This window comes from Zobellia uliginosa, assembly GCF_018860745.1.
Classification (GTDB): domain Bacteria; phylum Bacteroidota; class Bacteroidia; order Flavobacteriales; family Flavobacteriaceae; genus Zobellia; species Zobellia uliginosa_B.
This window is the reverse complement of the sequence record NZ_JAHKPY010000002.1, coordinates 681,141-694,226: the sequence shown is the minus strand read 5'-3', so window position 1 is coordinate 694,226 and position 13,086 is coordinate 681,141. Positions and strand designations below refer to the sequence as shown.

Below are 13,086 nucleotides of genomic sequence, written 5' to 3'. Positions count from 1 at the left end.
TAATTTTAAATGAAAATATTACAATCCTTAATATTCCTTTTTATAGTTGTTCTAAACTCCTGCAAAGGGCAAAACAACCAAGAAGAAAAGCCACTAACAGGTTTTAACAAGGTAGAATTAATTCTAGATAATGAGTTTATATCAAAAGATACCATTACCCAACAAAACACCAGTTTTTCAAATGCTACAACCAAGCAAAATGTTTCTGTCTTACATCATATAGAAGAAACAGGGTTTCATATGTATAATGGCTTAGCGTTCAAAAACAAGAATGTTGGGATTATTGTTGGCGGTGCTGGTTTAATAACCAGAATTACAAAAGATGGTGGTAAAACCTGGCTAGAAAATCGATTTTCTAGATTTGGCAATCCGTTTTATTCAGTAGCATTTTCTGGTGATAACATATTTGTAATTGGTGATAGTGAATACATTTTCACTACTCCAGATTTTGGAAAAAACTGGAGTGTATTCAATACCAAAGTACTATTTGAAAAAAGAGGACGTATTTCTCCCAAATACTATAAAACACGTTTTGTTAATGACAAGATTGGTTTTATAGTAGGCTCTGGGTACATAAGTGGAGAAGAGAATAGCATTTCAGTTATTCTTAAAACCGTAGATGCTGGCAAAACCTGGACTACTATTGAACATATGGGCTTAGAAAAAGAAACTGAAGGAATCTCAGACTTTGTTGCCTTTTCAGAAAAAGAAATTATTGTAGTGACTTTTTCTGGCAGAAGTTATAAAAGTATTGACGGTGGTAGTAATTGGCAACTACTATTTGAGACGGACGGTGAAGATTTTGTAAACCTCAATTCTATTGCTTTCTTAAACCAAAACATTGGGTTAATAGGTGGTTTAAATGGAGACTTATTCTATACCGATAATAGCGGTAATGATTGGCGTAAAATTGATATGCCAAAAGATGGAGATGGGTACAAAGCGAATATTTCTGATATTATTTTCACTAAAGAATCTGCCTTAATTACCACAAGTATATCTTCTGATTATTATAGAGACACCTTTGTTTACGAACTCAATATAGACGGAACCAATTGTAGACCATTCTTGACTTCCAATAATGAAGAGGTATTATTTACTGGTGAGTCATTCGGTATTCAAACTCTAGATAATGAAGTGCTTATTTTAGATAGATATAATTTGTATAAAACAGCAATTCAACATAAAGTAAAATATTCCTAAAAAAAATTCCGCTATTTATTCATTAAAACAAAGAAAAACAGGTATTTGGAAATACTTTGAGCAGAATGGGAAACGTAAACCGGCTGAATTAAAAGAAAATGAATTTTAGAATAGAAGATATCGAAGTTAGTGGTGAAACATATGCTATTAACATACCAGAAGACGAAATATATGTAGCTGCTGTTTATGATTCCGCACAAGCTTCAAAAACGATTTACGCTAACCTTTCCGATGAGCTAAAAGAGAAGCTTTCTCTCTTTCAGATAGAAACGATACTTAATTATCAAGCAAATTATATTGAAAACCAACATAGAACGAATCCAGATTATATTGAGCTAGATAAGTACAATATTGAGTTTTTAAAAAAAAGGGTTAAATCAATAGGAAGAGGTACATCCAAGGATGAAATTCTAGAAATTTTTCATACAGAATCATTTTATCTAAAGCTTATAAACATAATTGATTAATTAAATGAATCTGAGGGACCCACATACTTTTAAGGTTATTAGTGAATTTATAACGATAGATAAATTTGGGGTTTATCTTCAAAATAAACTAATACCAAATAGTGATGGTTTAAGTTTTAAATTACTTGATGGTGGGTATGCTGTAGATAATAATCAAGTATATTATATTCCCACTAATTTTTATACCGTTTTAAAAGGGGCTGATAAAGAAACATTTGAAATCATAAATTCTGGTTTTGTTTCTTATGCACAAGATAAAAATCAGGTGTATTGTAATGAGCATAGTATTGAAAGAGCCGACCCCTCTTCATTTAAAATACTTGATAGTTTGAATGGATATTCAAAAGATAAAAATCATGTATATCATCATTATGCTATTATGAAAGATACAGATGTAAATTCTTTTCAACTTTTAAAGTATGACTTAGCAAAAGACAACAAATCTATTTTCTATCGAGGTCTACCAGTTAAAGAAGTTGATTATGAATCCTATAAAATGATTGAAGGCAATTCTGGCTATGATGGCGAAGACAAAAACAATTATTATAGATCTGGTGGTGGTACGCATGATGATGGTAGCTTAGGAATTTGGTCTAAAGAAAAAGAAAAATGGTTAAAAAGAGAATTTTAATGAAACCATATAAACTTATTTTAATGGTGTTATTATTAGCTTCTTGCTCAGATGCTGACGAAACCTATTACGAGATAAGCGGAGATGAAGTACTATACCATTCCGTTTATAGACTTGGACAGGAATACTACACAAAAGCGCATACTTCTATTGAAGTTGTAGAAGGGGCAGATGCAAAAACATTTCAGCAATTAACGAAATATTACGGCATAGATAAATTGAGTGTTTTTAACGAAACTAAAAAACTGATTAAACGAGACCCAGCTACCTTTAAGGTTATAAAAAGATACGTTACGGCTGATAAATATGGTGTGTATTATGACAATAATATTATCCCAAACAGTCATGGTCCAAGCTTTAGGTTTTTAAACGACAAATATGCTGTAGATGATAATCAAGTATATTACAATCCTTCTGACCCTAACAGCATTTTACATGGTATTGACAAAAACTCTTTTTCGGTTTTAGGTGATGATTACAGCGAGTATGCCAAAGATAAAAAACAGGTATTCTATAAGGGGAAATCAATCGATGACGCCGATGTTAAATCATTTAGCATTTTAAAAAATGATTTTTCTAAAGATGGAACATCTATATTCTTTAAAAGGGAAAAAATTAAAGAAGCCGACTATAATTCGTTTCAAATTTTAAGTTACGAAGAGGTAAAAGAATACGAATACAAATTCGAGGCGCAAGACCACAACAATCTTTATAGTGGCAACGGTAGTAGTATCAGAATAACCAAGAAAACCGAAGTAACAAATGAACATTAAAAATCAATTCTTACTATTACTTGTCTTTTGTAGCATTACCAACCTTATAGCGCAAAAGGATACGCTCTACTTCAATTTGAAATGGAATAAAACAGACAAAAGCAATGCTGCCTTTTTTCGCCTTGTACCGTTAGAAAAAAAGGGCGATTTATATAAGGTAAAAGACTTTTATATAAACGGTAATCTACAAATGAATGGCTATTGGTCTAATTTGGAAAAAGAGACCTTGCATGGCAAAATTACCTGGTACTTTAAAGACGGCACAAAATCTATAGAATCAGAATATAATTATGGTGTATTAGATGGTACAAATACCATTTATAAAGAAGGAGGCCAGGTAAGTTCTAAAGGCATCTATAAGAACAACAAGCCGTATTCAGGTAGTTTTATCGTTTACCGATTATTACAAACCTATGCCAATGGTATATTAAATGGCGAAGAAATAAGTTATGCTGAAAATGGCAAAATAGCAACTAGAGGAATCAATAAAAACGGTAAACGATTTAGTGGAGAATTTGCCAATACACAAACAGAAAAAACCACGTACACAGACGGAAAAAATGACGGTTTCACCACAGCATACTATGATTTAAATTTTAGTCAAAAAAAGCAGAAGTATGCTATTAGCGATGGTTTAAAAGAAGGCGAAGAAATTTCCTATTACGAAGACGGTAAAGAAAAAGCTAGAGGTATAAATAAGGCGGGAATGTCATATAACGGTTCATTTTACAATGAATATACGCGCAAAATCACCTCTTATAAAGAAGGCGTTTTTCATGGTCCGCTCACCACCTTTAATGAACAAGGAAAAATAATTTCCATACGTGAATATGTTAATGGTAAGATTTCAGGTAAAGTCATGAGTACAGGGCTTTTTAAAACCAAAACATGTGAATGTGAGTATAGAAATCAAAAACCTTTCAACGGTGAAGAATGCAAAGGTTATGACGTTTATGAGTATGTAGATGGACAATTGATTAAATTAACCTCTTGCAATTCGGAAAATGAAGGTGAAAAAATAGAAATTCAGTTGTTTAAAGATAAAGAGAAAACTAAAAAATTTGTCAACTTAAACGGAGAAGCATACGAGCTAATTTATAAAAATGGCAAGGCATATTCTGGTCGAGAATACGATCGTATATCGGGTAGCCTAACCACTTTTAAAAATGGTACAAAAGAAGGTCCTTTTCGAATCAGTAAGAAATATAAGGGCTATATAGCATCTGGTAATTACAACCAAGGCGTTTACGAAGGAAAAATAGAATTTGAAAATTTACAAAGTAAGACAAGTACATTTTGTATGTACCAAAATGGAAAACCAATTGATGGTACTGCAATTTACAAAGACACCATTATATCTTATAAAAACGGACTTAAAAACGGATTAGAAACTCCTATGCGTGCTTATGGAGCCTACAATTCACCTTTTGATAGTATTAGCAGAAACTATATAGATGGTAAGCTGCATGGTCAAATTAAATACTTTGAAGAAAGTACATTAATAGCAGAAGGACTGTACAATAAGAACAAACCTTTTACCGGAGTATTTTATGAGTATTCTGGCGGCACTAATTATACCCGCAGCACCTACAACGAAGGCGAACAATTAAAAGAGGAATACATCTCTCAGAAATTTAAAGCTAACTACGAATATAAAGACAGTAAACTTCATCAAGGAAAATTCTATTACAATGAAGATTTAATTGCTGAGGGCAGCTATAAAAACGGCATTTCGTTTGAAGGTAGCTTTGCCACACTAGAAAAAATCGACAAAAACTATTTCCCAGAGAAGTACACACTTACTAGCTATAAAAAAGGTAAGAAAAATGGAGAAGAAACTGTGGTCAATTTCAAAGAGAATTTAATAGAAAAAGTGATTCAATATAAAAATGGAAAGATACTAAGTGAAATTATTTTTCTCCCTTTCAAAGACAAAAAAAGTCTTGTAGGTACCTATAAAAACAACATGCCTTTTTCAGGAGATTTTTTAACGACACTAGCTATTAACCTACCTGATACAGAAACCAAAAGTAGCTATCAGTCTGTAAGTCATTATGCAAACGGTAAAAAATCGGGCATGGAATACTTTACTACCATGGGATCCAATATGCAGGTTGTTTTAGATAGTGTAAGCTATAAAAACGGAAAACCATTTCAAGGCAATCTACTTGAAATATACCATAGCGATACCCTAGAACACCTTTATGAAAATGGAAATTTAGTACAGACCAATATTTTTACATGGGGACTTAGTAAAAAACCAGATGCAATAGTTAGGTATACCAATGAAGGCTATAAAACTACTAATGAACGACCTTCCAATAACACGACCAATTATTCTAGTGAAGTAACTTATATAAATACCGATTCTAGTGCAGGAACCGCAATTATTACCGGCAATGGAAATGAAATGGGAAGATTTTCATTTTCAAAAAAAGGAATTTCAAATGCTTCATTTTCATTTAAGGAATATGGCACAAACGTTACCATAGAAAGTATTTCTTTGAATAAAATAAATCTAGTTTTTGACTTAGAAAATATGCTGATTAAGTTTGAAAGTACACTTAAACCTGCGCATATTATAAAACCTAGTGATGTTCAAGACTGGCTTCGACTATTTTATTTTGGTGATGGTCCGGCAAGTTTTTATTTAGATGGTGAAGAAACTCCTATTGCCACATGTATGTATAAAGAAGGCAGAGAGTACAACGGTGTTACAACTAATATAAACAAAGATGGCAGCTATAACTTTAACTTGTATAAGAAAGGTAAATTGGTTGAAGATCAAAAAAATATAACCAAACAGCAATTAGTACAACTAATTAAAACCAAACATTAACTATAATGAAAAGCATACTCCCCCTACTCTTTTTAGTTTTTACTATCCAAATAACGGCACAACAAGACACGCTCTATTTTGACGCTGATTGGCATAGAACCGAAAAAGCTAATGCATCGTTTTTTAGACCGTTACCGCTAGAAAAAGAGGGTGATCTGTATCATGTAAAGGACTATTTCATAAGTGGAAATATTCAGATGGATGGCTATTGGTCAAACCTTGAAGATGAAATTAATCAAGGAAAAATACAATGGTACCATGAAAATGGTCAGCTTTTAGAAAGTAGGCATTACACTAATGGTAAACTTAACGGAGAATCATTGGTCTACTCCCAAAACGGATTTTTAAGAGCCAAGGGCGAATATAGAAATGATGAAGGTTGGGAAGGTACTTTTATTCACCCATGCTGTTTTAATGGTTACATACCCATTTACAAAGAAGGTAAGCGTACTGGTCAGCAAATGTTTTATGAAGACTCCAATCAACTAGCGCAACAGAAATTACAACAGAATGACAGTATTGATATAACATTATATTTTGATAAAAAAGGAAATAAAATAGGGGAAAATCAATATATAAATGGAAATATAAAAAACGGAATGTTAGCCACATTTTTCATCAATAAAGAAGATGATGCCTTAGGTTTAGAAGACTATATGCATTTTAAAAATGGAAAATTAAATGGTGAGTATGCTACTTTTTCTGACGATGGTAAATTGTTTTCAAAAGTCGATTATAAAGATGACCAACCTTATAACGGAACTGTCTTTAACTACAGTAACTTAAAAACATATGTCAACGGAAAATTAGAAGGTGAGGAAATAGGATACTCAAGAAAAAAAGAAGCTATCACTAGAGGAATAAATAAAGATGGAGAACATTGGGATGGTGAATTCGTAGATAGTTATGAAAGTAAAATTTCTAGCTACAAGGAAGGCAGGTTAGATGGTAAACAAACTTCATTCTATTCTGATAACTTGGAGCAAGTAAAGTCATATGAACATATTAAAAACAATGACAAAGACGGGGAAAGCGCCTATTACTTGCAAGATGGCAAAGAAGTGGCAAAGGGAATCTACAAGGACCATAAACCTTGGAACGGAACTTTTTATAATCCCTACAGCTTGTCTTTTTCTTCATTTAAGGATGGAAAAAAACATGGTATGTTTACTCAGTATAACTACGAAGGTGAAGTTGTAGAACAACAAGCATATGAAAATGATTTACTTACTGGTAAGGTCAAAAGTAATCTTATAGATGGAGATATTTGCGAATGTATTTATAAAAAAGGGAATCCGTACACGGGTCAAGTTTGTGACAACTATACCAAAACGCACTATGAAAAAGGGCTTATTGTTAAAATAGACAATTTCAATTTTGATCATGAAAATGATACTTTAGTTTTTACTGGTAGCACCACTTACGAAAACGGAATTGTTAGCGCACAATTTATTATTGCAAAAGGTAAAACCTATGCATTAACATTTAAAAATGAAATACCGTACAACGGTGTTCATTACGTAGTTTATAGTGAAGAAATTACCACCTATAAAAATGGAATTAAAGAAGGTGTTTTTTTAGAGCAAGACGAAAATAATCGAGATTTAACTATTAGTGGTATTTATAAGAAAAATCAACGCCATGGATTAATTGAGTTCTATGAAAAGGACTTAGACAGGAAGACCACTTGTATCTATAAAAAAGGGAAACCTATAAAGGGTACCGTTATACATGACCATACGTTTACAACGTACAAAAACGGTCTAAAACAAGGGATTGAAAAAGAAATCACTGAAACAAGGCTCGAAGAAGTTATAGGCAGACAGGCAGAATACGATAAGGGAATTATTTTAACCGAATCATACCCTCACTTAAAAAAATCAAATGGAGAAATTGCCAAAGGCGTGTACAAAAATGGCAAACCATATAATGGTGATTTTTTTAAATTCGAACCTATACTAGCCTCATTCACCCATTATGAGAATGGGGAAATATTTGGAGCGCAATACGTAGGTTTTAACGATTATCAAACCCTAGTAGTTGTAGATTCTATGCAATATAAATCTGGTAGACCGCACCAGGGCAGGTTTATGGAGCATACAGAAGATAGGTTGCATTTTCACGAATACCAAAACGGAAAACTTGTTAAAACAATAGTAACAAAAGATGATTTAAATCAAAAAATTCGAAATACCGTTATCTATACGGATACCGGATTTACGGTTGCAGAAAGAGAATCAGATTTAGTGATGTTCAGAAGTACATATTTGAATGAAGAAAAAACGAAAGCAAAAGTTGAAGTATACTCTGATGTTAATGTATCAGCAGGCACACTAGAATATGATAAAAATAAAATAACTACAATCGATATTAATTATCATGAAGCGCGCTATGATATCAATTATTCATTAGTTGATTCTAAATTAGTTATCACCTTGAAAAAAGAAGGGATATTATTAAAGGCATATCCTAGTTTAAAACATATTAAGCAGTTTACATACAAAAACTTCCTTAACCCAGAAAAGCTGTTTGTTGATGGTGAAGTAACCATGTATTCTTATGTAGACAATAAGCTTTTAGCAACAGGTGTAATTCTTAACAATGATTTCTATGATGGTGAACATATTCGTTATGCAAAGGACAGTAAAACCTATACGTACTTTAAATATGAAAAAGGAGAGCGTTTAGCTTGGGAAACTAGCCTAACCAAAGAAGCCCTTTTAAAGTTATTAGGCAAATAATCTTTAAACCAATTATGCGGTTACTAAATATTCCTATTATTTTATTGGGTTGAGTCATAAGCTGAAAAATCAACTCTTGAACAAATGGAACTATTGTAAAGCACCTCATCTATACCCACCGGAACTTCCCTATCCTATACATCTATTAACCTGAGGAACACAAGATTTTATATTAATTGAACTAGAAACAAAAAACAGCCTGTAGGCTGCTTTCTATCATTTAAAAATTATAATTCTTATTCATCTACATACGCTAAGGTTGTCAAGTAAGTTTCGTTGTCACCACCATCTGTGGAAACAAATGAAACTGTTGCTGTTTTTGGGTAGTCACCATCACCAATATAGGCCATGTTAATTGTTTACTATATTTCACCATCCTCATTTTTGTACACTACTTGAGAAAGGTTATTGTTTGGAAACAAGGCTTTTGCTTTTAAAATTCTTGCGGTTATGAGCTACAGCAAAATTCAATTGGACCTTATCCATTACATCAATTATTCCTGCAGCCCCAATTGTTCTATAAAATAGGCTTGGTTTAACCTCCAAAACAAGTTCCTTCCGTTGGTAGTTGACTCTCTTCCAATGAACTATCAGACCAAAATGAATTACACTCTGTAACATTTTCCGTAGCCCAACCAGATAAGTTTTGACTGAATAATAAAGCGTCGTTAAACATATTCTCCATATTGGTCACTTTACTTACATCCCATTCAGATATATCTTGATTAAAAACTTCAGCGTTGAAAAACATACTGTCCATATCCGTTACGTTACTTACGTTCCACGCACTTAAATCACTATTGAAAATATGTGCACCATAGAACATAAAATACATATCTGCTACCTGACTTACATCCCAAGAAGAAATATCTTGATTGAAAGCTTTATCCTTTAAGAACATGGATTTCATACTGGTTACATTACTTACATCCCATGTAGAAATGTCTTGATTAAAATTATTAGCTTCGTAAAACATGTAGCCCATATTCGTAACATTGCTTACATTCCAATCCTTAAGTTAGCTATTAAAAAACGTAGCACTGGCGAACATTGCATACATATCTGTTACTCTAGATAAATCCGGCACATCGGTAGCATTAAAAACAATTTTCGTGCAATTTTGAAATGCACGGTTCATACTCTCCCATTTAATATCCCCCCAATTTTCCACAGTCAACAATTTAGTATTGGCATATGATGAGTCGTTATAAATAGCTGGAAAATCACCGGTTATTTGCACGGTATATACGCCCTCTTTAGCATATTCATGAATAGTATTCTCACTTAATCCGGTGTCTATGGTTCCATCACCCCAGTTTACTGTAAAGTTATAAGGAGTATCTACATCCGGATTTGTTCTGATCCAGATATAATCTTGATCATAAGCAGCTTCCCATGTAATTATAAAAGCACTTTCATCATAAGGGTCGTCTTGAGGACCTTCTATTATCTCTTCCTCCTCTTCTACAACCTCCTCTTCTTCCTCTGTATTCTCGTCTTCTCCAGTTTCTTCGGTTATAGTATTTTCTGTAGTAGTTTCTTCATCCACTACGATTGAGTTCCGATCTGCATTGTCTTTACTACAAGAAATAGCAAAAACAAGAACTGAAATAGCAAGGATAAAATTTTTGAAAATGTTTAGATGGGACATATTACGAATCTGTTTAATTCATCTGTTAATAAAAGAAACTAGATTACGATTTGAAAGCTGATCATATTGTACAAAATATGCGATACTGTTTATGCTCTTAAATAATAACAGTATCTCTTTCAATTTTTAAATTACTTACAAATAAAAATTAATCAAAAACCTTCTAATCCAACAGTTAGAAACAACTAATTTTTAAACTTAGTGTCCATGTTTCAACCATGTATGGTTTCATCCTTACCGTAGTTTTTAATTACTTCGGCCTCAAAAGCAACTAGCTCCTGCCAGCGTTTGTCTACATCTACATCTTGACCGTATTTACGAGCGAAACCAATAAAAGTAGTATAGTGGCCTGCTTCACTGATCATTAAATCATGATAAAATTTAGAAAGTTCCGAGTCTTTTATTTCTGCTGAAAGCAGTTTAAAACGCTCACAACTCCTAGCTTCGATCATAGCAGAAAACAAGAGTCTATCTACCATAGATTTAACCCTACTTCCTCCTTTATTCATAAACTTGTAAAGCTCGTTAACATAACTGTCCTTACGTTCTCTCCCTAAAGTGTAACCTCGTTTTTTAATGATATCATGGACCATTTGAAAATGTTCCAGTTCTTCTTGTGCTAAAAGAAGCAAATCGGTAACTAAATCCGGATACTCAGAATTAAGGGTAATTATAGTGATAGCGTTAGTAGCGGCTTTTTGTTCGCACCATGCATGGTCTGTAAGTATTTCCTCTATATTTTTTTCAACAATATTAACCCAACGCGGGTCTGTTGCTAGTTTTAAATGAAGCATGGGCTCTTGTTTCCGTAAAAATAAGAATCCGAAATTAAAAAAATTTATAAACCCCAAATCTTTACAGCACTATGAAAGTTAACTTGCCCTTTTATAAATATCCCGAACTTATCTTACTTAAATTCATAAATAAATTGGTTTTAAATAAATATTTAGCAATTTTTAAAATATTATATTGCTAAATTGATATATTTATGCAAAATTAATATACATGAAAATTGAACTATGCCCAAATTGCAGTTCTGACAGTTACATTAAAAGCGGAATAGTTAATAATAGACAACGTTTTAAATGTAAAAAGTGTAATTATTTCTTTTCAGTAAATAAAATCGGCAAGAAAATAGATGTCTATTATGTCAACAAATCTCTACAATTATATTTGGAGGGCCTTACCTATAGGGAGATTGAACGTATTTTAGGCGTTTCTCATGTAAGTATTATGAATTGGGTAAAAAAATACAACATTAAACGGCCTTACAATTCTGATTATCACCCAACCTATAAAATTTTAAACGCCTCAGAACTTGCTGATTACTTCAGAAATACAGACAACATAAAAGGAGCAGGAGTTATAGTAACAGAGCTAGGAGATAAGTTTATGCTCATTAAATGGGAGCGATTTAAAGAATAACTATATCAATTTAACATAAAAATATATTGATAAACAATTAACAAATTGTTTTTAAGAGTTTAGCGGTGCACACAAAATCAATTGTTCACTAACTAAACCTCTTTAATCATGAGTAAACAAACTCTATTACTGATTGGACTTTTTTTATTGTCCTCCCAATTTATGATTGCCCAAGGATCGCCTGATTATACCGGAGGTTTAAAACTTAAATTTAATGAAGATGGCTCAAAGTATCTGAGAGTTATTTCTTGGGCGCAGGTACAAGCTAATTATAGTTTAGATGAAACTTTTGATGGTAATGGAAATGAGAACAGCCCATTAAATTTTAATTTAAGAAGAGCACGTATTCTAATGTTTGCCCAAATTAATAAGGACTTTCTAATCCTAACTCATTTTGGCCTCAATAGCTTAAACAGCTCAACATTAAGTCCCACGGGTAAAGGAGATGGGTCCCAAATATTCTTTCACGGCGTTTGGGCTCAGTACAACTTGGGAGTTAACCATACCGTGGGTGGTGGTCTTCATTATTTTAACGGTATTTCAAGGTTAAACAATCAAAGTACCTTAAATATGATGACGTTAGACAACAACCGGCAGTCCTGGGCCACCATTGGTCTTTCTGATCAATTTGCCCGTCATTTAGGGATTTTTGTAAAAGGTAAATTTGATAGACTTCAATATCGTTTAGCCATAAATGACGCCGCAACAACAACTTTAGATAGTCGTGTTGCCGAAGCTGGCGGAGATGCCGTATACAATGGTCGCGCTTTACTAGGCTCTAAAGATGCCGGTAAAACGTATGCAGGGTATTTTGACTATCATTTTCTTGATGAGGAATCTAATTTTTTACCTTACAAGGTGGGTTCTTACCTAGGAGGGAAAAAAATCTTCAATGTTGGAGCCGGGTTCTTTTTACACCCAAAAGGAGCTGTAATCAATACAGGTTCTGATATTGCCCCCACACTAGACGGTGAAAATGTTTCAATTTTTGCCGTAGATGCTTTTTATGACACGCCAATAGGTGAAGATGGTAGTGCATTAACTGCTTACGCTGTTTTTCAATCTAGTGATTATGGAAAGGATTACTTGTTTAGCGCATATGGTACTGGAAATATGATGTACGGTCATGTAGGTTATGTTTTTAAAGGTGATGTCACCAAGACTAGATATCAACCCTATTTAAGTTATGGCACCCATACATATGATGCCGTAGATGATAATAGAAATACCCTGGGTATTGGGGTTAACGCATATATGAGCGGCCACAATTCAAAATTGACCTTAGAGTATAAGAACCAGAAATTCGGTGCTTTTGACTCAAATATCATATCACTTCAAGCAATGATTTATTTATAA

10 protein-coding genes and 1 pseudogene are annotated in these 13,086 nt (G+C 33.0%); 8 read left to right on the top strand and 3 right to left on the bottom strand.

Annotated elements, in window-relative coordinates:
- Nucleotides 1–9: 9 nt before the first annotated feature.
- The 6 genes from KO521_RS03250 to KO521_RS03225 all read left to right on the top strand — a co-directional run bounded on the left by KO521_RS03250 (nucleotide 10) and on the right by KO521_RS03225 (nucleotide 8,654).
- Nucleotides 10–1,203, top strand: a complete 1,194-nt coding sequence (locus KO521_RS03250; protein WP_215938463.1) for a YCF48-related protein — start codon at nucleotides 10–12, stop codon at nucleotides 1,201–1,203.
- 98 nt (nucleotides 1,204–1,301) lie between these two features.
- Nucleotides 1,302–1,670, top strand: coding sequence for a hypothetical protein (locus tag KO521_RS03245; protein ID WP_215938462.1), 369 nt, complete (start codon nucleotides 1,302–1,304; stop codon nucleotides 1,668–1,670).
- A 4-nt stretch (nucleotides 1,671–1,674) separates the two neighbouring features.
- Nucleotides 1,675–2,301 (top strand): DKNYY domain-containing protein, encoded by a 627-nt coding sequence (locus KO521_RS03240; RefSeq protein ID WP_215938461.1) that lies wholly within the window; start codon nucleotides 1,675–1,677, stop codon nucleotides 2,299–2,301.
- A complete protein-coding gene (locus KO521_RS03235) occupies nucleotides 2,301–3,074 on the top strand; it encodes a DKNYY domain-containing protein (RefSeq protein WP_215938460.1) in 774 nt (257 codons plus the stop codon). The genes KO521_RS03240 and KO521_RS03235 overlap by 1 nt, the downstream gene beginning before the upstream one ends.
- Nucleotides 3,064–5,913 (top strand): toxin-antitoxin system YwqK family antitoxin, encoded by a 2,850-nt coding sequence (locus tag KO521_RS03230; protein ID WP_215938459.1) that lies wholly within the window; start codon nucleotides 3,064–3,066, stop codon nucleotides 5,911–5,913. The genes KO521_RS03235 and KO521_RS03230 overlap by 11 nt, the downstream gene beginning before the upstream one ends.
- A gap of 5 nt (nucleotides 5,914–5,918) precedes the next feature.
- Nucleotides 5,919–8,654, top strand: coding sequence for a toxin-antitoxin system YwqK family antitoxin (locus KO521_RS03225; RefSeq protein WP_215938458.1), 2,736 nt, complete (start codon nucleotides 5,919–5,921; stop codon nucleotides 8,652–8,654).
- 535 nt (nucleotides 8,655–9,189) lie between these two features.
- Here the strand turns inward: KO521_RS03225 and KO521_RS03220 are convergent.
- The 3 genes and pseudogenes from KO521_RS03220 to KO521_RS03210 all read right to left on the bottom strand — a co-directional run.
- Nucleotides 9,190–9,657, bottom strand: a pseudogene (locus tag KO521_RS03220) (BspA family leucine-rich repeat surface protein); the annotation flags it as partial.
- A 15-nt stretch (nucleotides 9,658–9,672) separates the two neighbouring features.
- On the bottom strand, nucleotides 9,673–10,305 hold the full coding sequence (locus KO521_RS03215; protein WP_215938456.1) for a PKD domain-containing protein: 633 nt from the start codon (nucleotides 10,303–10,305) through the stop codon (nucleotides 9,673–9,675).
- A 212-nt stretch (nucleotides 10,306–10,517) separates the two neighbouring features.
- Nucleotides 10,518–11,099, bottom strand: a complete 582-nt coding sequence (locus KO521_RS03210; RefSeq protein WP_215938455.1) for a tRNA-(ms[2]io[6]A)-hydroxylase — start codon at nucleotides 11,097–11,099, stop codon at nucleotides 10,518–10,520.
- Between the two features lie 211 nt (nucleotides 11,100–11,310).
- On the opposite strand from KO521_RS03210, the gene KO521_RS03205 reads away from it, so the two are divergent.
- On the top strand, nucleotides 11,311–11,730 hold the full coding sequence (locus tag KO521_RS03205) for a transposase-like zinc-binding domain-containing protein (RefSeq protein ID WP_215938454.1): 420 nt from the start codon (nucleotides 11,311–11,313) through the stop codon (nucleotides 11,728–11,730).
- Nucleotides 11,731–11,838: 108 nt separating this feature from the next.
- Nucleotides 11,839–13,086 (top strand): hypothetical protein, encoded by a 1,248-nt coding sequence (locus tag KO521_RS03200; RefSeq protein ID WP_215938453.1) that lies wholly within the window; start codon nucleotides 11,839–11,841, stop codon nucleotides 13,084–13,086.